This window comes from Parazoarcus communis, from assembly GCF_003111665.1.
Lineage (GTDB): Bacteria > Pseudomonadota > Gammaproteobacteria > Burkholderiales > Rhodocyclaceae > Parazoarcus > Parazoarcus communis_B.
In genome coordinates this window covers 1,815,590-1,835,434 of record NZ_CP022188.1, presented here as the reverse complement: position 1 = coordinate 1,835,434, position 19,845 = coordinate 1,815,590, and the positions used below count along the sequence as shown (strand labels likewise).

Sequence of the window (19,845 nt, the reverse complement as noted above, 5' to 3'; positions counted from 1 at the left end):
GGGCGTAGCGGGCGCACTCATGGCGCCCTTGCAAGGCTTCGCCCCTCAGCCCTTGGCGGTACGCTTGAGCTTTTCGGGATCGTCGAAAGGCAGCGTATGGGTGGTCGCCGCACAGCGCAGGGTGGCGCCGCGCAGTTCGAGCGCACGCCCGGGAACGGCGTAGGCCGGGTCCATGCGGGCGATGGCCATGCCGCGTCCGGTGAGACGGGAATACATTGCGCAGGTCACGAAGCCGACCTTGGTGTCGCCGTCCCAGATGGCATCGCCGCCTTGCGCGATTTCCTTGGTATCGAGCTCGACGCCGTAGATCTTGAAGCGCTCCCTGCCTTGCAGGCGGAAGTGCTCGGCCGCGCCGCGGAACTCCGTCTTGCCCGGCGACACGGTGAAGTCGAGGCCCAGCTCCCACAGGCTGTCGCCGATCGCTTCGCCTTCCATCGGGTACATGTCGGAGTTGTCGTAGGGATAGAACAGCAGGTAGCTCTCGACCCGCAGCCAGTCCAGCGCGGTGAAGGAGCAGGGCATGATGCCCATCGCCTTGCCTTCCTCCACGATGGTGTCCCAGATCAGCGGCGCATCGACACCCTTGCAGAACAGCTCGTAGCCACGCTCGCCGGTATAGCCGGTGCGCGAAATCGTGACTGGGCAGCCGAAGAGCCTGGTCTGCATGTGATGGAAGTAAGGCAGATCGCGGATGCCCGGCACATGCTTGGCCAGGTACTCCACCGCCAGCGGCCCCTGCAGCGAAAGGTCGTGCAGGTCGTCATCGAACAGCACCGCCACGTTGCGTCCCACCGCGCCGCGGGTCAGGATCTCGTGGCCCTGGCCCGAGCCATGCACCACCATGAAGGCGTTGGGGCCGTTGCGGTAGATCACGCAGTCGTCGATGAATTTGCCGGCTTCGTTGAGCATGCAGGCATACACCGACTTGCCCGGATAGAGCTTGCTGACATTTCGCGTGGTCGCGTAGTTGAGCAGGGCTTCCGCATGTGGCCCGACCAGGTGCACCTTCTTGAGCCCGGACACATCCATCAGGCCGGCGCGGGTGCGAATGGCCTCGTGTTCGTCGGCGAGATCGGTGTTGTAGGTCCAGGCTGTCGCCATCCCGTTCCAGTCTGCGAGGGTCGAACCCAGTGCGCGATGCCGGTCAGCCAGTGTCGACTGTCTCCATGAACTCATTTGAAACTCCCTTTTCAGCGAAGAGTGAAATTGAGTTCATTAAGCCAGTGTGCCGGGCACGCGAAAATACTCCTCTGGTACTACGCCCCGGCCTCCCACCACGGCGTCAGGCCTGGTGCCTCTCGTCCTCGCGCAGTTCGCGCAGCCACACCGCCGCCTCAAACCGGTTACGCAGATTGAGTTTCTGCAGCACGTGCTTCACGTGCACCTTCACCGTGCTTTCGGCAATGCCAAGCGCACGCGCCACGATCTTGTTCGATGCGCCCTTGGACACCAGCTCCAGGGTTTCCTGTTCGCGTGCGGTCAGCGAAGACCAGTGCTCGTCGAGCGTTTCCCGCGACGGCGGCGAAGGCTTGGCCAGCAAGCCCCCGACCTCGGCCGACAGCACCGTGCCCCCGGCCGCGACCTGGCGCAGCTTCATGCAGAACTCGTCCGGCTCCATGTCCTTGAGCAGGTAACCGCTGGCGCCCGAGTTCAGCGCCTCCATGATGTCGAAACTGGAGTCGGACACGGTGAGCATCACCAGGCGGGTGGTCGATCCCGCGGCCTTCAGCGCCCGCAGCACCGAGATGCCGTCGAGCCCCTTCATGTGCAGATCGATCAGCGCCACATCCGGCCGGTGCGTCAGCACCGCCTCGATCCCCTCCGCACCCGACGCTGCCTCGGCGACGACCTCGACATCGTCGTACATTGCCAGCAGCTGGCTGACCCCCTTGCGAAACAGTGCGTGGTCATCCACGACCACCAGTCTGATCGGTGTGCCGTGTCGATCCGGGTCGCCCCCAGCCGCGTTGTCCATGCTGTCCGTCCTCATTGCTTGATCAATCCGTTTCAGGCGCTGCCCGGCCGCGGCCGGAAGCGCATCTCGACGCAGGTGCCCTGCCCGCTCGCAGCCGCCCGCAAGCTCAAGGCCCCGCCAATCTGCCGGGCGCGGTCGCGCATGATCGACACCCCGTGGTGGCCATCGCCGCCGCTGCCCTCGCGCAGCCCGCGACCATCGTCCTCGACCGTGAGCACGACCTGTCCGTCGTCCTCCTCGTCGAAGCGCACCTGTGCGTGCTGCGCCCGCGCGTGACGCACGACATTGGTCAGTGCCTCGCGGACGATCTGCAGCAGGTGGAACTCCTCGTTGACCGACAGATGCCTGCTGCCCAGCCGGTAGTCGAAGCCGAGTTCGGTGCCCGAGCGTGCGGACAGCTCGTCCACCACCTCGCGCAGCGCCTGCTGCAGGCCGCCCGGCGGCATACTGGTGCGAAAGGCCGAGAGCAGTTCGCGCAGGTGGCGGTAGGCGCTGTCGAGCCCGTTCTTGATCTCGCCCGACACCTCCAGCACACGCTCGCCGGGACCACAGGCCGCACAGCTGCGCCCGATCTCCAGCTGCAGGCGCGCCACCTGCAGCTTCATGTAGGACAGGGCCTGGGCGAGCGAGTCGTGCAGCTCCCCGGCGATCGCGCTGCGCTCGTCCATCAGCGCCAGACGCCGGCGCCGGTGGTTGCGCTGCAGATTGCCCAGCGACAGCGCGAACAGCGAGGCCACCGCCTCGATCAGGCGGCTGTGGCGGCTCTCGAACATGAAGTCTCCCGGCGCCTCAACAATCAGTACGCCATAGGTGTCGCCGGCATCGCGCACCGGCACCGCCAGCTCAACATGCTCGCCTTCGGCTGCAGTCGATGCCCGGTGCCGGCCGTTTCCGCGCGACAGCTCCTCGACCGAAAACGCTTCCAGCAACTGCAGGCGGCGGACATCGCCCAGCCGTGACGGCACCCCCAGCCCCTCGGCCACCGGCTCCAGCAGCACCAGCGCACACGCACGCACCGCCAGGCAGTCGGCCATGTCCTCGAGCAGTGAGTTCAGCCAGGGTGCGCTCGCGCTGTGTTCGGCAAGGCAGAGGCTGGCCTGACAGATGAATTCGAGTGTCCGGGTGGCGAAGCGCTCATGCTCGGACGCCTGCCGCGACAGCCGTTCGCCCTCCGCAAGGTGGCAGGCGAGCTGGGTCGACACCCCATCCAGCGCCCGGTGCAGCCGGTCCACCTCATCCACGCCCTCGTCCCACGCCACCGTGGCACCAAAGACGTGCCGGTTGAGCCGCTCGAGGGCGAAATCGGTGCGCACCACGAGCATCTTGCGCGCGATCCGCAGCGTGGCCCCGCACCCCAGAAGGAACATCAGCGCGAGCAGGACCTGCAGCAGTTGCAGGACCGCAAGACGGGACGAAAGCGTCGGGTCCGAGGCGGTTCTGAGCGTCGCCTGCAGCCCGGCGGCAATGCCGGCGCTGACGAACAGGGTCGCGCACAGGCAGGCGAGACACACCAGAACGAGCACAAGACGCGAGAACAGCGGGTGTTTTTTCAAGATGGGCGGTCAGCAGGATGCAATGATCAGGCGTTAAATCGTTTAACCTGAAGCAACTTTTGCGCCCAGCAGGAATCAAGCATCACAGCATATCCCTGCGTGCCAGCCCACGTGCTGGAGTGAATCCTGCTTTGAGTAGCGCACCCGCCACCCACCTACAGCCCTGAACACTGCACCGATGACGCTTTACCTGATCGCCACCCTCCTTGCCTGCTCGACGGCCTTGCTCGTGCTCGGCGATGGCAGCGACACCTCACCCCTGCTGTGGATGCTGGCCATGATTCCACTGCTGACCTGGATCGCGCTGCGCCACGGCGCCCGCCACGGGCGCAGCAGCCCGACGACCGACGCGCTCTCCGCGCTGCAGTCGCTGAGCCGCTTCGCCGAACACAGCGGCCAGCCCGCCCTGCTGCTTGAAGGCGGGAACATCGCCAACGCCAACCGCGCCCTGCTCAAGCTCATCGGACTGGAGGATCGCGGCGACGAACTGGTCGGCATGCCGCTGGACAACATCGTGCATCCGAAGCATCACCGCCGGCTGGCCGCCCTCTTTTCACCCGGGGCGGACAACAGCGACGCCGGCACGCTGTCGCTGATGCGTGCCGACGGCACGCCGTGGCCTGCCCGTGTCAGCGTGTTCCAGGGGCACAGCTCACAGCTCACCCTGCTGCAGTTCTCCGCACCCCAGGATGGCCCGGTCAACAGCGGACATGAGTATCTGCAGGCGACCCGGCTGACCCATTTCTCGCGCGAGATCCTGTTCTCTCTCGACGCGCAGATGCAGCTCAGCTATGCCAATGCGCAATGGGAGCACAGCACCGGGCGCAGCGTTGCCGAGAGCCTGCAGCAACCCCTGCTGTCGATCTTCCACAGCGATGACCGCGCCGCCCTCGGCACCGGACTGCGGCAGCTGCAGGCGGGCAAGCGCGACAACCTCACGCTGGAGGTGCGCATCCGCGCCACCCGCGCCCACGCCGCACGCTGGGTCGAGCTGCGCGCGTGGCCGATGCCTCTCCCGGCGCTCGGCGAAACCGGGGTGAGCGGCATTCTGCTCGACATCGACCAGCGCCGCCGCGGCGAAGAGGCTCTGCGCGCACAGCGCCGCGGCCTGCACACCATGCTGGATAACCTCCCGGGGATGATTTACCGCGGCCAGAACGATCGCAACTGGACGATGGAGTTCGTCAGCGAGGGCTGCTTCGAACTCACCGGCTACACCCCGCTGGAACTGGTGGATAACCACTCGGCCTGCTTTGCCGAAATGATCCATGAGGAGGACCGCGATTTCGTGTGGAATTTCGTGCAGATGCGGCTCGACCGCCGTGAGCGCTACGAACTGAGCTACCGCATCGTGGACCGCGACGGTCAGACCCGCTGGGTATGGGAACAGGGGCGCGGCATCTATTCCAGCCGGGGCGAATTCCTCGGTCTGGAGGGCTTCATCACCGACGTCAGCGCCAGCCGGGGCGCGCAGGAGGAAGCGCGCCGGCGCCTGTTCTTCGACAACGCCACCGGTCTGATGAATCTGAGCCTGTTCCTTGACCGTCTGCAGCATCTGTACCGCCACGCGGCGATTGCCGATTACCCGTTTGCGCTGATCCACATCGAGATCGAAACGATCACCGAGATTGCCGAGCACTACGGGCCGGCAATGAGCGAACGCGTCAGCGTCGAGATCGGCAAGCGCCTGCGGCTTGCGCAGAGCGACTGCAACGGGGTTGCGCGTCACGCCGGCGGCTTTGCGGTGCTGATTTCGGACTTCCGCCCGCAGACGCTGAGCTGGGCCGGGCCGCCGAGTGCCGAACCGTCCTCGGCAGCCGGCCTGCTGCATCTCGCCCATGCACTCGCGGCGGAGATCAGCCGCCCGCTTCGCATCGATGCCCATAGCCTCAGCCTGAGCGCGCGCTTCGGCATCGCGACCGAGCGCGAAGCCCACGCCGATGCGAACGCCATGCTCGAGCAGGCAGCGCGCCACGACCATCCCGGCGCGCTGACGCCGCCGCCCGAGCAGGCTCACTGAGCAGGCAGGCTGAAAACCGGCCTAGCTGCGCACCCTGGACTTGGTCGGATCGTAGTGCGGGAAGGCCACGACGCGTGCATCGAGGCGCTTGCGGTGGCCGTCGAGCTGACCCACCTGCAGCGCCGTATCGAGCTCGGAACAGGCGACATCCACCCGCGCCAGCGCGACCTGTGCATTGAGCACCGGAGAGCGCACCGCGCTGGTGATCTCGCCCACCCTGGCGCGACCGATATAGACGCCGTCGCCGTGATGCACCGCTTCGTTGCTGTCGATCGCGAGCCCGACCAGCTTGCGCCGCGGGTGTGCCTTGCGTTCTTCGAGCGCCGCCCGGCCGATGAAGTCGTCGGGTTTGGACAGTGCCACGGTAAAGCCGATGCCGGCTTCGAAGGGATCGGTCTGGTCGCAGAATTCATGACCCGCGAACGCCAGCCCGGCCTCGATGCGCAGCATGTCGAGCGCATCGAACCCGAGCGGCACCAGACCGAGAGGGGCTCCGGCCTCGGCCACGACATTCCACAGCTCGAGGCCATCGCCGGGGTGACACCACAGCTCGAAACCGAGCTCGCCGGTGTAGCCGGTGCGGGAGACCACCAGCGGACGGCCGGTGGGTCCGCCCAGACGCGCTGCCATGAAGCGGAACCAGCCGAGTTCGGCAATGCCCGGCTGTGCCGGTGCGGTCCACAGGATCTTTGCCAGCAGCTCGCGGCTGCGCGGCCCCTGCACCGCAATGTTGTGCAGGCTGTCGGTGGCGTCACGGACATGCACCTTGAAGCCCCCCGCCGCAGCCTGCTCCTTCAGCCACAGGCCGGTCGTGTCCTCACCGCACACGAAGCGGAATACATCGCGCCCGAGGCGGAACACCGTGCCGTCGTCCATCATGCCGCCGTGGGCATGGCACACCGCGGTATAGACCACCTGCCCCACGGCCAGCTTGCGCATGTCACGGGTCACCACCTTCTGCAGCAGCGCCTCGGCGTCGGGCCCGGTGATGTCGAACTTGCGCAGCGCGGTCAGATCCATCACCGCGACCTTCTCCCGGCACGCCCAGTATTCGGCAATCGTGCCGTGGCCGACGAAGCTGCGCGGCAGCCAGAAGCCGTGATAGTCGATGAAGTCCCGCGTCAGTGTTTCGGTCACGCCGGCAAAGGCCGTGGGGCGGGTCAGGCGTACAGGAGCGTCGGGAGTCATTCGGTGGGCCATCGCGCGAGGGAATGAATGGGCCGCGTCATAGATGCGAACCTCGATGTCGGTCGGCTGCCAGGCGTTGGCGGGGTCGATGTCGTCGGCGCAGGACGACACCGCCACCACCAGATCCTTGAGCGCCCTGAGCAGCACGTAGTCACCCGGCTTCGACCACGGCTCGGCAAAGCCGAGGCTGCCGCAGGGCTGGATGAAGGTGTTGTAGAAAAAGTTGATCGCCGGCCAGCCTGCGCGGGGACGAACGCCCATCGGTTCGAGCACGGCGTTGAAGTTGTCGCTGCAGTTGGCGTGACCGGGAAAGCCCTGGTCCTCGTAATACTTCGCGGTGCAGGCAAGGGCAAAGGCATCGTGCCGCCCCACGGTGTCCTGCACGGTCTCAAGCAGGGGCTGCATGCGCGCATCGAAATACTTCGCGTGCAGACCGGGCATGGGATAGGACGAACCCGCCAGGGTGCGGGTCACCGTCGGGTCCAGCCCCCACTCTTCACCGGCGGCAAGCGCTGCGGCATCGAAGGCGAGGACATCCGAGCACTGACGCCCCTCCACATCGATGACCTGAATGAACTGCCCGGCCTTCAGCTCGAAGGCCCGGGCGCTCGCTGCCCCGACCCGGATCACCGTCAGCGGCTCGGGAAAGACCTGCTGCAAAGCGGGCTGTGCGTCCGCCTGCAGCAGGAAGGGGTCCTCTTCGATGAACGGCGGTGCCTTGTCGTTCATGCGCAGGCGTCCTTCGCAACCAGCTTGCGATAGCCACCGGCGCAGAACACCAGCGGTTCGCCATCGCGGAAACGCAGGTTGTCGACTTCGGCGACGAAGATGATGTGATCGCCGCCCGGATACTGTGCGAACAGGCTGCACTCGAAACTGGCGAGGGTGTCGTCCAGCAAGGGGGCGCCGAGCTCGCCCGGCGCATAGTTCAGATCGACCCACTTGTCCCCGCCGCCGCGGGCAAAGCGCGACGACAGCTCGCTCTGCTCGTGGCCGAGCACATGGATCGCCAGCGCCCCGCCGGCGGCGAACGCCTCGCAGCAGGCGCTGTTCCGCGCCAGGCTGAAGAGCACCAGCGGCGGATCGAGCGACACGGTATTGAAGGAGCTCACGGTCGCCCCCACCGGCCGTCCCTGATCGTCCCATGTGGTAACGATGGTGACCCCGGTGGGAAACAGGCCGAGGACCTGACGAAACAGCCGGCCATCGAACGGTGCGTGATGGGCGGCAAGGGGTTCCGGCCCGGGGGCCGGAACCTGCTTGAGTGCAACAGCGTGCATGGCAGGCTCCGTGGGTTGGCTCAGGCCTGAGCGTCTTCGAGCAGCTTGGCGGCGAACGCAGCCTTTTCCGGTTTGCTCATCTTCTTCAGTTCGTTGTTCAGCACGCGCTGATTCACCGACTGATTCCAGTAGTCGAGCACCTCAAAACCGAGCAGCGCCGACTTGCCGACGAACTGGCGCAGCACCTCGTTGGTGGGGCCCATCACCCAGCCCGCCTTGCCGTCACGCAGCAGGCGCTCGATGCCCAGTGCCGGCTTGTAACCGGTGCCACCGCAGGCGTGGAGCATCTTGTCGACCACGTTGGAGACGTTCTTGGAGGAGAAGAACTTGACCTGCCACAGCCAGTTCAGCAGGCCGGTGCGCGGCAGGTAAGTAACGTCGGCATGGCCGGACCAGTCGCAGCCACCGGTCTGATCGTCAAGCGCCTTGGCGGCCAGATAGACATAGCTGCGGCTTGCATTGGTGTCGATCAGGCATTCGCCCACGTAGTCCTGGATCGTCGGGTAGTCGGCGACGCGCATGCCGACGTCGTTGTGCACCTTGCGCGTGGTGTGGTTCTTGGCGATGTCCATGGCGGCCAGGCTGATGCCGTTCCAGCATGCGGACGAGCACACCAGGAAGAAGGGGTCGACCACCTCGTCGTTGGACTTGGCGCCGTCGCCGACCGGGCCGACCAGCGCATCGGGGGCGATATCAACCCCATCGACCGAGATCGGGCCGGACTGGTTGCCGCGCATGCCCAGGCCATCCCAGTTGGCGGGGTCGGCCTGGATCTGGTCCTTGGTCACCAGGAAGCAGGACAGGTCGGAGTAATTGCCGCCGAAGTCAGGCGAGGTGGTCTGGATGATGTACCAGTCGGCGAAGCCGCCGGAGGTGGTCCAGGATGCCTTCTTGAAGACCTTCCAGCCGTTCTCGGTGCGCTCGGCACGCGACGACATCGGATACCAGAAGTGCGAGCCGGTCTCCGGGTCGGAGAAGGACAGGGTGCCGATCAGCACGTCCTTGTCGACGCGCTTCAGGATGGCCTTGAGGCGTTCGTTGTCGTGGTGGCGCAGCAGCGCGGCGGCACATGCGCCGAGGTGCATGGTGTAGCACATTGCGGTGGAGGGGCAGCCGTAGCGGGCAATGGTCTCGACCACCATGGCGGCGCACAGGTGGCTCTCGCCCCGGCCACCCAGCTCCTTCGGCACGGTCAGGCCCAGCAGCCCCATGGCCGCGAGCGCCTCGAAGTTCTTGCGCGGGTAGATGTACTTCTTGTCGCTCTCGATCGCGTTCGGGCGCATGGTGCTCATGCACACGGCGATCAGTTCGGCCTGCAGGGCCAGCTGTTCGGGGCTGAGCATCCACTGCGGGCTCCATTCCGAGCTGATACCGGTGGGGGCGAGTTCATTGATGGCGTTCATGTCAGTGTCCTTTGTGGAAAGTGATGAATGGGCTGAAGTCGGATCAAAGGGGTGCGAGTTCGGTGATGTCCGGGCCGATGCCGGTGGCAAGCTCGGCGCCGTCATCGAGCGGTGCTAGCCAGGCCAGCGTGGCCGGCAGGTAACGGGTCAGGCCCTTGTACTCGACCAGTTCGGGCGGCAGCGAAGACAGCACCCGGTGCAGGCGCTTGCCCCACTTGGGCACACGCGCCAGCTCTTCGACCGAGATCAGGAAGCAGCGGATCGGGAACAGGATTGCGTTGCTGCGCGGCAGGCGCCACAGGGTCTGCAGTTCGACCCGCAGGTGCACCTTGCCGCCGGCGTTCTCAACGGTGACCGAGGCGCGGTCCGGGCCCCACTCCGGGTAACTCTCGGGCGAAGTGTCGAGTCGCGGATTGATGCTCATGGTCCAGTTCAGGCGACGCACCGGCTGGCCGAGGCGCAGCATGAGCAGATACTTGAGCGCACGCTCGAACACGCCGGCCTGATGCGCGAGCGGCACCGGACCGTGCCACTCCATGAAGTTCATGCCGACGTTGAACGCCAGCGACCAGTCGGCCTGCGAGGTGACCATGCCGGCGTCGAGGTAGAGGTTGTCCTCGCGCTGATCGCAGATCGCGAAGTCACCTTGGGCCTGACGGGTGATGTATTCGAAGGGCTCGCAGGGCAGCGTGTCGGGGTCGCCGAAAATGAAGCTCTGCTCGATACCCAGCGGGCGGTTGATCCAGGTCCAGCGGCTGCCGAACACGTCGCCTTCCTTGGTCAGCGAGAACTGCTCCGGATAGTCCGCTGCCATGTTCTCCATCAGCAGCTCGAGCGTGTCCCACTGCGCCGTCATCATGTGCGGCAGCGCCTGACAGCGGCCGGGGTCCTGCTCCAGCGTCAGCGCACGGTCGCGGCACTCGGCAACGTAGTGCTCGTCGATATCGAAGGGGCGGTGAAAAACGTCGGTCGGGCCACTGCGGACATGGGGCTCGATGTTGACGCTGTACATGTAGCGGTCTTCCGGAAACGGAAACGGGAAGCGCAGGATGGCTGCATCGCTGTTGCGGTAGGTGTAGTCGCCGCGGAAGGTTTCTTCGGGCTTGAATACCAGGCTCATGATTGCCTCCGGCTGATTGGGTTGTATGGGTTCAAAGATCGAGGACGAGACGGGCCGAGCGTGCCCGCGACACGCAGGGCATGATCAGTTGTCCGCCCTCACGCTCGTCCGCGCCGAGATAGTGGTCGCGATGCTCCGGCTCGCCCTCGAGCACGCCGGTGACGCACACGCCGCAGGCGCCACCACGACACAGGCAGGGCGCGCTCGCCCCGATACGCTCGATGGCTTCGAGCAGGCTTTCGCTCTCGCCCACCTCGACCTCGATGCCGGAGCGGCTGAGGAAGGCGGTGAAGGGCGTGCCGCCCGACAGCGCGGCACCGAAGTGCTCGCAATGCACATGGCTGGCAGGCCAGCCTGCATCGGCTGCGGCCTGAATGACCTGGTCGTTCAGTGCAGCGGGGCCGCACACATACAGGTGGGTCCCTGCGGGCTGCTGTGCGAGCAGTGCCGGGATGTCCAGACGATGACCGTCGGCGTCCCAGTAGTAGTTCAGGTCGCCGCAATCCTGCAGCCAGGGCGCGAAGGTGGCGGTCTCGGATTCGCGGCAGCACACGTGCAGCGCATGGCTCGCGCCGTTGTGGGCAAAGTCCGCGACATACGACAGAAAGGGCGTGATGCCGATACCGCCGGCGATCATCAGGTGATGACGTGCCGTGCGCTGCGGCGCGAACAGGTTGCTCGGCCAGCTCGCAACCAGGCGGTCGCCCGGCTTGAGCACTTCATGCACGAAGGCGGAGCCGCCACGCGATTCCGGCACCCGGCGCACGATGATTTCATACACATCGCGCCGACCCGGCTGACTGATCAGCGAGTACGCGTTGCGCCAGGTGCGCGCTTCACCCTGCAGCCGCAGCTGGATGTTGGCACCGGCCGAAGCTGGCGGCAGCTGCCCGCCGTCTGCCGCAGCCAGGCGCACGTGACGCAGGCTGGGTGCGATGTCGTCGACGCCGACGACGGTGAGTTCGAGGGTTTCGCCGATCATGGAAATACCTCCTCGCGCTGCGGCACTTCGCCGGGCGCTTCCGCATCCACCATCACGCCCATGAAGGCACCGAGGCGGCGCGAGAAGTGATCGCGAACCAGCAGCTCACGCCCGCAACCGGCACAGGTCGCGATGTTGGTGGTGACGTTCTCGGTGGTCTGGTGACAGTGGGTGCACCACACCCGGCGCTTCAGACTGCCGGCGTGCTGCATGCGGATCTGGGTCGGGCTCAGCCCGGCGCGGGTCGCAGCCGCCGCCAGCATCCACATGAAGGGCTCGGTGCCCTGCAGGTAGAGCCGGTCGGCAATGCCGAAACCTTCATCCATGTGCTCGAGCGTTGCAGCAGCCTCTTCGACGGTCTGCAGCTTGCGCACCCTGCCGGGTGCGAGCGCGGTGGCCGGTGCGCTCACCAGCCAGGTCTGCATGCGCTCCGCGACCGGGGCAAAGGCCGCCGCAAGCGCGGCCATCTGTCTGGGCGTGAGGGTGTCGCCCTCCACGATCAGCAGATGGGCACCCGCAGTGTCTTCGGCCACCAGCTCGCGATAGCGCGGACGGCTTGTAATCTGCGATTGCATCATGTCCGCCACCCTCAGAGCACGGCCACGGAGTGGGCGATGTAGACCACCGCGGCACCGGCAGCAAGCGTCACGTAGGGCAGGATGCCGGCCCGGCTGCGCACGCCTTCCTCTGCGCCGAGGTGCATGTCTTCGAGCATCGCCGCAGGGAACTTGCCCTTGTCGGTGATGTAGTGACGGAACATGAAGACCGGCACGATGCTCGCAGCCATCACCAGGCCGGACACCAGCGTGCCTGCGCCCCAGATGTCGGCGCCGATGCCCATCAGCCCCATGTTGCAGAAGGCCAGCACGGTGCCGACTGCGAGCAGCCAGTTCGGTGCCTTGAACGGACGCGTCCAGGTCGGACGGTCGAGGCGGTGAATCCAGGCGGCGTTGAGGTTGAGGAAGTTGAACAGGACGTAGCAGACGTTGGAGATGGCGAGGACGAAGATGTAGTCCGACATCATCAGCAGCAGCAGGTTGAAGCCGAGGTCGGTCCACATTGCCGGGGTCGGCGCACCGTTGCGATTGACGTGGGAGAGGTACTTCGGCAGCCAGCCATCGACCGAGGCCTGGTACAGGGTGCGCGAGGAGCCCGCCATCGAGGTCATGATCGACAGCACCAGTGCCAGCACCAGCATCGCCATCAGCACGCGCTCGACCATCGCACCGCCACCGATCATGTGCGCCATGGCCTGTGCAACGCCCATGCCGCTGTAGATCTCAGGCGCGAGGATTCCGTCATACACGGCGGCGCTCACCACGTTGCCGGCGGCATCGGTCACTTCCGGCGTCACCAGCTGACCGAGGCCCAGCGTGCCCTGGAAGGCAAGCGGCACCACGGTGAACACGAAGATGCACAGCAGACCCGAATACAGGATCGCCTTGAAGGTATCGGTGCGCGGGTTCTTGAATTCGCGGGTGTAGCACACTGCCGTCTCGAAGCCGTAGGTCGACCAGGCGGCGATGAAAAGGCCACCGGCGATCAGGGTCAGGCCACCCATGTCCCAGGCACCGTCGATCACCGCACCGGAAGCGTCATGGGCCAGCGGATACATCGGCGCCAGATTGGCGGTCGATACATCACCTGAGAGCAGCGGCCACAGGCCGACGAGCATCAGCGGTGCGAGTGCGGCAATGCCGAGCACCATCTGCATCCGTGCAGCCTGCAGGATGCCCCGGTGCTGGATCGCAAACGCGCCGAGCAGAACCGCTGCGCCCAGCACGAAGGTGGCGTTGATGCGCAGCGCCAGATCCGCACGAATCCAGCTCAGATCCAGCAGCGTGAGTTGCCAGGTGTTGATCGCCGCATCGGGTGCAAACAGGATGCTCAGGATGTAGCCCGCAGCCAGGCCGGAGCCGATGGCCAGCACCGGCGACCAGGCCAGCCAGTTGCACCACACCGAGAGCGGCGCGAGGATCTTGCTGTAGCGCACCCAGGCCACGGCGCCATACACCGACGCACCGCCCGACTTGTGCGGAAACAGGCCGGCGATCTCGGCATAGGAAAATGCCTGCAGAAAGCCGAAAGCGATCGACACGATCCAGATCGCCCACGATGGCTTGCCCACCGTTGCGGCAATCGAGCCAATTGAAAAAAGCACCAGGGCAGGTACGCCACTGGCCACCCAGAACGCCCCCGCCCATCCGATCTTGCGGTGGAGCGTCGCGCTCTGCTGGCTGCCCCCTGCGAAACCGGCGGCAAGCGGGTCAAGCACCGTTGTGTTCATCCGAGTTCTCCTGAAGGTCGAAACAAAATCGCAAACCGCTTGAATGCGATACGGCCTTCAATGTCCGCTTTGGTGCTGCGACGCACAATCCGACTTTGGGAGTAGCCCGGGGGAGTAAGCCAGGGGAGTAAGTCCGCATGTGGAGGCAGGCGCTCTCGACACATGCAGACAGAAAATGGACGAAACAGGCAGCTGCAGGGGCGGCCGCTGCGGGGCGGAAGAACGGAAGGAAGACGCCTGCCCGCACAGGGCGGGCAGGCCTCAGCGGGCCGGCAGCAAGATCAGGCCGCGGCCCTGACGGCCGACACCTGTGCCGGCCATTGCGCCATGCGGCTCACCGATACCCGGCGCGCGCCCGGCACCGCCGCCGGCTTGGCGATCGTTACCTCCAGCCGCCGGATGGCGAAGCGTTCGCCCAGGGTGTCGAGCATCACCTGGCTCAGGTGTTCGAGCAGGTTGAAGTGGCGCGCCGCGATCAAAGCTTCGAGACACGCCACCACTTCGTCGTAATCCACCGTGTGGCGGATGTCGTCGCTGCGCCCGGATGCGGCGCCGTCGATGCACAGGGTCAGATCCACCAGCAGGGTCTGGCGCGCGGCCAGTTCGTGCGGGTAGATGCCGATCGATGCTTCAAGCGCCAGCCCTTCGAGACGGATCACGCACTCGTCGGCGCCCATCTCAGACCGCCTTCAGCACCGGGGCTTCCCAGTCCTGATAGTCGTCGGCGGGGGTCGCCTGCAGGCTGCGTTCGGCCGAGCGCAGCGTGTTCTCGATCAGCATGGTCACCGTCATCGGCCCCACGCCACCGGGCACCGGCGTGATCCACGAGGCTTTCTCCTTCACCCCGTCGAAGTCCACGTCGCCGACGATGCGGTTGTCCGGCAGGCGGTTGATGCCGACGTCGATGACGATGGCGCCTTGCTTGACCATCTGCGGCACGATCAGCCCCGGCTTGCCTGCGGCCACGATCAGGATGTCGGCCAGAATGGTGTGCTGAGCGAGATCGCGCGTTTTCGCGTGGCAGATCGTCACCGTGGCTTCGCGCTGCAGCAGCATCAGCGCCATCGGCTTGCCCACGATGTTGCTCGCCCCCACCACCACCACGTTCTTGCCCGCGACCTCGGTGCCGGTGGTGTCGAGCAGCAGCTGCACGCCGTAGGGCGTGCATGGCGGGAAGATGGTGTTGCCCACCACCAGCCCGCCGACGTTGTAGAGATGAAAGCCGTCGACGTCCTTGTGCACCGAGATCGCTTCGAGCACCCGGCGCACATCGATGTGGCCGGGCAGCGGCAGCTGGATCAGGATGCCGTGCACCGTCGGGTCGGCGTTGAGCTGGGCGATGCGTGCCAGCATCTCCACTTCCGGCGTATCGGCCGGCAGCGCCACGTGCAGCGAACGCACGCCGCACTCCTCGCACGCCTTCACCTTGTTGCCCACGTACACCCGCGAGGCCGGGTTGTCCCCGACCAGGATGACCGCCAGCCCGGGGCGCACGCCCTGCTCCACCAGCCGTCCCACGCGCTCGCGAAAGCCCACGCGAAGCTGCTTCGACAGCGCCTTGCCGTCGATGATCTGTGCCGTCATGGCGATCGAATCTCCCTGAAAAAAAGGGCCGGCCCGGTAGCTCCGGACCGGCCCGATATCGCCTCATCGAGGCGATGGCGGAAATGCGCGAATCAGAAGCCCTGACCCGGAATCCAGTTGGTGCCAGCCAGCGGCAGACCGGCCATGGCGGCCGCCTCGATGGTGAGGGCAACCAGGTCCTCGCGTTCGAGGTGATGCACGTTCTGCTTGCCGCAAGCCCGGGCGATGGTGGTGAGTTCCATGTTCAGGGTCTTGAGGTAGTTCCTGAGGTGCTTGGCGCCAACTTCCGGCGACAGGCGCTGCTCAAGAATCGCATCCTGCGTGGTGATGCCAACCGGGCACTTGCCGGTGTGGCAGTGATGGCAGAAGCCGGGTGCTGCACCAATGGCGGTGTAGTCGGCTTCGGCACCATGCAGGGCGCCATTCTGATAGTAGGTCTCGCCGTTACAGCCCAGCGCAACCAGCACGCCCTGACCGATGGCCACTGCGTCCGCGCCCATGGCCAGCGCCTTGGCGACGTCGGCACCGGTGCGGATGCCGCCGGACACCACCAGCTGAACCTTGCCGATCATGTCGAGGTCTTCGAGCGCATTCACCGCCTGACGCACTGCAGCCAGGGTCGGGATGCCGATGTGTTCGATGAAGCAGGTCTGGGTGGCAGCGGTGCCGCCCTGCATGCCGTCAACCACGATCACGTCGGCACCGGAATGCACTGCCAGCTTGACGTCGTGGAAGGTACGGGTCGCGCCCACCTTCACATAGATCGGCTTCTCCCAGTCGGTGATCTCGCGCAGTTCCTGGATCTTGATCGCGAGATCGTCCGGACCGGTCCAGTCCGGGTGACGGCAGGCCGAACGCTGGTCGATGCCTTCCGGCAGGGTGCGCATCTTGGCCACACGCGGGGACACTTTCTGCCCCAGCAGCATGCCGCCACCGCCGGGCTTGGCGCCCTGCCCGATCACCACTTCGATCGCATCGGCGCGACGCACGTCGTCCGGGTTGAAGCCGTAACGCGACGGCAGGCACTGATAGATCAGGGTCTTGGAAGACTGGCGCTCTTCGGACGTCATGCCGCCATCACCGGTGGTGGTGGAGGTGCCCATCTCGGTCGCCGCTCGGCCGAGCGCTTCCTTCACGTTGGCCGAGAGCGAGCCGAAGCTCATGCCGGCGATCGTGATCGGGATGTCGAGTTCGATCGGCTTCTTGGCAAAGCGGGTGCCGAGCAGGGTCTTGGTGACACACTTTTCGCGATAGCCTTCGAGCGGGTAACGCGACATCGACGCACCGAGGAAGACCAGGTCGTCGAAGTTGGGCAGCTTGCGCTTGGCGCCCATGCCACGGATCTCGTACAGACCATGGGCGGCAGCGTTGCGGATGTAGTCGAGCGTCTTGCGGTCGTAGCCGTGGGACTCTTCGCGCGATACGTTCTTGAAATGCACGGGTTTGGTTTCCATCATCGAGCTCCTCTTGATTCCTGCTCAATATTCCTGGTTCGCGTCAGCGTTCCAGTGGTAGAGGGAACGCTGCGAGGCGATCCGCTTGAATGCCTTGGGGTCGTGATCCAGGCCAGCCTTGTCCAGCATGCCGGCCACGGTGGCGATGTCGGCGTCGGTCATCGGCTCGTACTGCGCATCGGCGCCGAGCGATTTCACCGAGCCCTTCACGTACAGCACCGCCTCGTACAGCGAGTCGCCGAGCGCGTCGCCCGCGTCGCCGCAGATCACCATGGTGCCGGCCTGGGCCATGAAGGCCGAGAAGCTGCCGACCGAGCCGCCAACCACGATGTTGCCGCCCTTGAGCGAGATGCCGCAGCGCAGCCCGGCATCGCCTTCGATCACCAGCAGTCCGCCCTGGGCGGAGGCGCCGGCGCCGTTCGAGGCAAAGCCCTTCACGTGCACCTTGCCGCTCATCATGTTCTCGCCCACACCGGTACCGGCGCTGCCGTTAATGGTGATGGTGGCCGACTTGTTCATGCCGCCCGCGTAGTAGCCGGCGTGGCCGACCACCTCGACGTTGATCGGGCAGTCGAGCCCGACTGCGATGTTGTGGGCGCCGTCCGGATTGACGACGGTAACCGCCTCCACCTTGCCTTCCTTGGCATCCGTGTGCAGGAAGGTGTTGAGCTCCCGCAGCGAAGTGGTGGCGAGATCGAAAGTCAGGCGTTCCATACGTACATCTCCTCGGGCGCAGGTTCAAACACATGGGCGTGCTTCACGCCCGGCAGGTGGGCCAGCGAACGGAATTCGGAGGCAATGGCCACGTAGTCATCGGTTTCCGCCACGACGGCGGGCTTGCAGGCAAAGGGATCGCGGATCAGCGCGAGCTTGTCCGGGGTGCCCATGAGGAAGGTGTAGAAGCCGTCGAGCTCCTCGAAGCCCTTCTGCAGCGCGGTTTCGAGGTCGTCGCCTTCGCGCAGGCGCCATTCCAGAAAGCGGCACGCAGCCTCGGTGTCGTTGTCGGTCTCGAAGCTGATACCGCGCGGCTCCAGCATGCGGCGGATGCCGTTGGGGTTCGACAGCGAGCCGTTATGCACCAGGCAGAAATCCTCGCCTGCGGTGAAAGGGTGGGCGCGATCCGGGGTCACTGCCGATTCGGTCGCCATCCGCGTGTGACCGACCAGGTGCGAACCCTTGAGACCGGCAAAACCGTAGCGCGCAGCGACTTCAGCCGGCGTGCCGATGTCCTTGTACAGGTCGATGCTGCGACCGGTCGAGAGGATGTGCAGCTTGGGGTAATGCTCCTTCACCCAGCGCTTCACCACCTCCGGCGCGAGGCCGAAGCTGAGGACCGCATGGTTGCCCTTGGCCTCGACCTGGGCGCTCACACCCAGGTGCGACTTCAGTTCGTGACTGAGGCCGAGCCAGTTGAAGTCCGCGCCGTCTTCGGTGAGGCCGGAATACAGGCTGATCTTGCGCTCGCTCTCGGGCAAGGGCTGGCCGAATACCGCGAGGCCGGCCGAGTCGGGTCCGCGCTCGGTCATGCCGATCAGCATCGGGACCATCAACTCGCCCAGTCTTTCACGCAATGCCGGTGTCTTGACCAGCAATCCGACGATTCCACACATGTTTGCTTCTCCTTGTTTCCAATCTTTTTGCGTCAGGCCGAATCAGAAGAATTCGAGGTAGTTTTTGACTTCCCAGTCCGACACGTGACGCATGTATTCCACCCACTCCATGTGCTTGAGGCGCAGGAATTCGTCGGCCACGGGGCCGAGTGCCTTGCACAGCACGGTGTCCTGCTCGAGTGCGATCAGCGCTTCATGCAGGTTCTGCGGCAGGATGCCGATCCCGGCTTCCTTCAGCTGCGCCGGGCTCATCTCGTACAGGTTCTGGTTGTGCGGCTCACCCGGGTCGAGGTTGCGCTCGATGCCATCCAGGCCGGCGGCGATCACCGCTGCAGTGGCCAGATAGGGGTTGCAGGCGCCGTCCGGCAGGCGCAGTTCGAGACGGCCGCCGGGGATACGCACCATCGACGAACGGTTGTTGTCGCCGTAGCTGATGTAGGCCGGTGCCCAGGTGGCGCCGGTCAGCGAACGACCCACCACCAGACGCTTGTAGGAGTTGACCGTGGGCGCGCAGATCGCGGCCAGCGCCGGGGCGTGAGCGAGGATGCCGGCGAGGAACTGGTAGGCCAGCTTCGACAGCCCGAGGCCGTACTTGTCGGTCTTGTCGGCGAACAGGTTGGCGTTGCCTTCCTTGTCACCGATCGACATGTGGATGTGCATGCCGTTGCCCGGCCGGTTGGCGAAGGGCTTGGGCATGAAGGAGCAGATCATGCCGAGGTCGTTGGCGATCTCGGAGGCCGCCATCTTGAACAGCAGATAGTGGTCGGCCGAGGTCAGGCAGTCGGCGTAGGTGTAGTTGATCTCGAACTGGCCGTTGGCGTCCTCGTGGTCGATCTGATAGACGTCAACATCGACCTCGCGCAGGCTCTCGACCAGTTTTTCGAGGAACTCGCGATTGCGCGACAGACCCTTGTAGTCGTAACAGGGCTTGGGCAGGGTGTCGGTCGGATCGGTCGGGATGATGTTGCCCGCGGCATCCTTCTTGAGCAGTGAGAACTCCGGCTCGAGCCCGGTGAAGAAGGTATAGCCCTTGGCATCGAGGCGCTTGATCTGATTCTTCAGCACCACACGGGTATCCAGCGGCCAGGGTTCGCGCTTGACGTGGCCGTCGCAGGCGATGCGGGCATAGCCCGGCTGCCAGGGCACCAGCGACAGGGTGTCGAGGTCGCCCACCGCCATGAAGTCGGGGCCGTTGGGTTCGATACCCAGACCCGTCACCGCGAAGCCGGCAAAGCCGGCGCCGTTGGTGATGTTCTCGTCGAAATGGGAGACAGGAACGGACTTGGTCTTGGCAGTGCCGTGAATATCGACAAACTGGGCCAGGATGTACTTGACCTTGTTGTCGGCGAGGAACTGCTTGGCTTCGATGGGCGTCATTGACACTCTCCG

Annotated in this window: 17 protein-coding genes; 1 reads left to right on the top strand and 16 read right to left on the bottom strand. The window is 65.5% G+C overall.

Translation table 11 applies throughout. The annotated features are described in order from the left end of the window. Nucleotides 1-45 precede the first annotated feature (45 nt). From CEW87_RS08340 to CEW87_RS08330, 3 genes are all read right to left on the bottom strand, one after another. A complete protein-coding gene (locus CEW87_RS08340; protein ID WP_108972268.1) occupies nucleotides 46-1,176 on the bottom strand; it encodes an aminomethyltransferase family protein in 1,131 nt (376 codons plus the stop codon). A gap of 106 nt (nucleotides 1,177-1,282) precedes the next feature. Further along, nucleotides 1,283-1,975 (bottom strand): response regulator, encoded by a 693-nt coding sequence (locus CEW87_RS08335; protein ID WP_108972267.1) that lies wholly within the window; start codon nucleotides 1,973-1,975, stop codon nucleotides 1,283-1,285. A 32-nt stretch (nucleotides 1,976-2,007) separates the two neighbouring features. Next, nucleotides 2,008-3,528 (bottom strand): ATP-binding protein, encoded by a 1,521-nt coding sequence (locus CEW87_RS08330; protein ID WP_108972266.1) that lies wholly within the window; start codon nucleotides 3,526-3,528, stop codon nucleotides 2,008-2,010. Nucleotides 3,529-3,706: 178 nt separating this feature from the next. Here CEW87_RS08330 and CEW87_RS08325 point away from each other — a divergent pair, with 178 nt between their 5' ends. Then, the gene (locus CEW87_RS08325) at nucleotides 3,707-5,548 is read left to right on the top strand and encodes a PAS domain S-box protein (protein ID WP_108972265.1); all 1,842 of its coding nucleotides are present in this window, start codon (nucleotides 3,707-3,709) and stop codon (nucleotides 5,546-5,548) included. A gap of 21 nt (nucleotides 5,549-5,569) precedes the next feature. Here the strand turns inward: CEW87_RS08325 and CEW87_RS08320 are convergent, their stop codons facing one another. The 13 genes from CEW87_RS08320 to glnT form a co-directional block, all read right to left on the bottom strand. After that, nucleotides 5,570-7,465 (bottom strand): DUF1989 domain-containing protein, encoded by a 1,896-nt coding sequence (locus CEW87_RS08320; RefSeq protein WP_108972264.1) that lies wholly within the window; start codon nucleotides 7,463-7,465, stop codon nucleotides 5,570-5,572. Beyond that, nucleotides 7,462-8,016 carry a flavin reductase family protein gene (locus tag CEW87_RS08315; protein ID WP_108972263.1) on the bottom strand — a complete coding sequence of 185 codons (555 nt, stop codon included), beginning with the start codon at nucleotides 8,014-8,016 and terminating at the stop codon, nucleotides 7,462-7,464. The genes CEW87_RS08320 and CEW87_RS08315 overlap by 4 nt, the downstream gene beginning before the upstream one ends. A 20-nt stretch (nucleotides 8,017-8,036) precedes the next feature. Beyond that, nucleotides 8,037-9,419: an acyl-CoA dehydrogenase family protein gene (locus CEW87_RS08310; protein WP_108972262.1), complete on the bottom strand. Its 1,383-nt coding sequence runs from the start codon at nucleotides 9,417-9,419 to the stop codon at nucleotides 8,037-8,039. Between the two features lie 43 nt (nucleotides 9,420-9,462). Next, nucleotides 9,463-10,539 carry a heme-dependent oxidative N-demethylase family protein gene (locus tag CEW87_RS08305; RefSeq protein ID WP_108972261.1) on the bottom strand — a complete coding sequence of 359 codons (1,077 nt, stop codon included), beginning with the start codon at nucleotides 10,537-10,539 and terminating at the stop codon, nucleotides 9,463-9,465. A 31-nt stretch (nucleotides 10,540-10,570) separates the two neighbouring features. Next, nucleotides 10,571-11,521 (bottom strand): PDR/VanB family oxidoreductase, encoded by a 951-nt coding sequence (locus CEW87_RS08300; protein ID WP_108972260.1) that lies wholly within the window; start codon nucleotides 11,519-11,521, stop codon nucleotides 10,571-10,573. After that, nucleotides 11,518-12,099, bottom strand: coding sequence for a dimethylamine monooxygenase subunit DmmA family protein (locus CEW87_RS08295; RefSeq protein ID WP_108972259.1), 582 nt, complete (start codon nucleotides 12,097-12,099; stop codon nucleotides 11,518-11,520). The genes CEW87_RS08300 and CEW87_RS08295 overlap by 4 nt, the downstream gene beginning before the upstream one ends. A gap of 11 nt (nucleotides 12,100-12,110) precedes the next feature. Continuing rightward, entirely contained in the window at nucleotides 12,111-13,808 is a 1,698-nt protein-coding gene (locus CEW87_RS08290; RefSeq protein ID WP_108972258.1) for an APC family permease, read from the bottom strand. A gap of 281 nt (nucleotides 13,809-14,089) precedes the next feature. Continuing rightward, a complete protein-coding gene (gene folB, locus CEW87_RS08285; protein WP_108972257.1) occupies nucleotides 14,090-14,485 on the bottom strand; it encodes a dihydroneopterin aldolase in 396 nt (131 codons plus the stop codon). 1 nt (nucleotide 14,486) lies between these two features. Further along, complete coding sequence (gene folD, locus CEW87_RS08280) at nucleotides 14,487-15,392, bottom strand: bifunctional methylenetetrahydrofolate dehydrogenase/methenyltetrahydrofolate cyclohydrolase FolD (protein ID WP_108972256.1); 906 nt, start codon at nucleotides 15,390-15,392, stop codon at nucleotides 14,487-14,489. A gap of 92 nt (nucleotides 15,393-15,484) precedes the next feature. Continuing rightward, complete coding sequence (locus CEW87_RS08275) at nucleotides 15,485-16,846, bottom strand: FMN-binding glutamate synthase family protein (protein ID WP_108972255.1); 1,362 nt, start codon at nucleotides 16,844-16,846, stop codon at nucleotides 15,485-15,487. 24 nt (nucleotides 16,847-16,870) lie between these two features. Then, nucleotides 16,871-17,560: a protein glxC gene (locus CEW87_RS08270; protein WP_108972254.1), complete on the bottom strand. Its 690-nt coding sequence runs from the start codon at nucleotides 17,558-17,560 to the stop codon at nucleotides 16,871-16,873. After that, nucleotides 17,548-18,456: a class II glutamine amidotransferase gene (locus tag CEW87_RS08265; RefSeq protein WP_108950341.1), complete on the bottom strand. Its 909-nt coding sequence runs from the start codon at nucleotides 18,454-18,456 to the stop codon at nucleotides 17,548-17,550. Before CEW87_RS08265 ends, CEW87_RS08270 begins: the two co-directional genes overlap by 13 nt. Nucleotides 18,457-18,498: 42 nt before the next feature. Then, complete coding sequence (glnT, locus tag CEW87_RS08260; RefSeq protein WP_108972253.1) at nucleotides 18,499-19,833, bottom strand: type III glutamate--ammonia ligase; 1,335 nt, start codon at nucleotides 19,831-19,833, stop codon at nucleotides 18,499-18,501. Nucleotides 19,834-19,845 lie beyond the last annotated feature (12 nt).

Bases quoted from the DNA above. Each gene is read 5' to 3' on its own strand.
- CEW87_RS08340 (WP_108972268.1), bottom strand. From the start codon at position 1,176: ATGAGTTCATGGAGACAGTCGACACTGGCTGACCGGCATCGCGCACTG.
- CEW87_RS08335 (WP_108972267.1), bottom strand. From the start codon at position 1,975: ATGGACAACGCGGCTGGGGGCGACCCGGATCGACACGGCACACCGATC.
- CEW87_RS08325 (WP_108972265.1), top strand. From the start codon at position 3,707: ATGACGCTTTACCTGATCGCCACCCTCCTTGCCTGCTCGACGGCCTTG.
- CEW87_RS08320 (WP_108972264.1), bottom strand. From the start codon at position 7,465: ATGAACGACAAGGCACCGCCGTTCATCGAAGAGGACCCCTTCCTGCTG.
- CEW87_RS08315 (WP_108972263.1), bottom strand. From the start codon at position 8,016: ATGCACGCTGTTGCACTCAAGCAGGTTCCGGCCCCCGGGCCGGAACCC.
- CEW87_RS08310 (WP_108972262.1), bottom strand. From the start codon at position 9,419: ATGAACGCCATCAATGAACTCGCCCCCACCGGTATCAGCTCGGAATGG.
- CEW87_RS08305 (WP_108972261.1), bottom strand. From the start codon at position 10,539: ATGAGCCTGGTATTCAAGCCCGAAGAAACCTTCCGCGGCGACTACACC.
- CEW87_RS08300 (WP_108972260.1), bottom strand. From the start codon at position 11,521: ATGATCGGCGAAACCCTCGAACTCACCGTCGTCGGCGTCGACGACATC.
- CEW87_RS08295 (WP_108972259.1), bottom strand. From the start codon at position 12,099: ATGATGCAATCGCAGATTACAAGCCGTCCGCGCTATCGCGAGCTGGTG.
- CEW87_RS08290 (WP_108972258.1), bottom strand. From the start codon at position 13,808: ATGAACACAACGGTGCTTGACCCGCTTGCCGCCGGTTTCGCAGGGGGC.
- folB (WP_108972257.1), bottom strand. From the start codon at position 14,485: ATGGGCGCCGACGAGTGCGTGATCCGTCTCGAAGGGCTGGCGCTTGAA.
- folD (WP_108972256.1), bottom strand. From the start codon at position 15,392: ATGACGGCACAGATCATCGACGGCAAGGCGCTGTCGAAGCAGCTTCGC.
- CEW87_RS08275 (WP_108972255.1), bottom strand. From the start codon at position 16,846: ATGGAAACCAAACCCGTGCATTTCAAGAACGTATCGCGCGAAGAGTCC.
- CEW87_RS08270 (WP_108972254.1), bottom strand. From the start codon at position 17,560: ATGGAACGCCTGACTTTCGATCTCGCCACCACTTCGCTGCGGGAGCTC.
- CEW87_RS08265 (WP_108950341.1), bottom strand. From the start codon at position 18,456: ATGTGTGGAATCGTCGGATTGCTGGTCAAGACACCGGCATTGCGTGAA.
- glnT (WP_108972253.1), bottom strand. From the start codon at position 19,833: ATGACGCCCATCGAAGCCAAGCAGTTCCTCGCCGACAACAAGGTCAAG.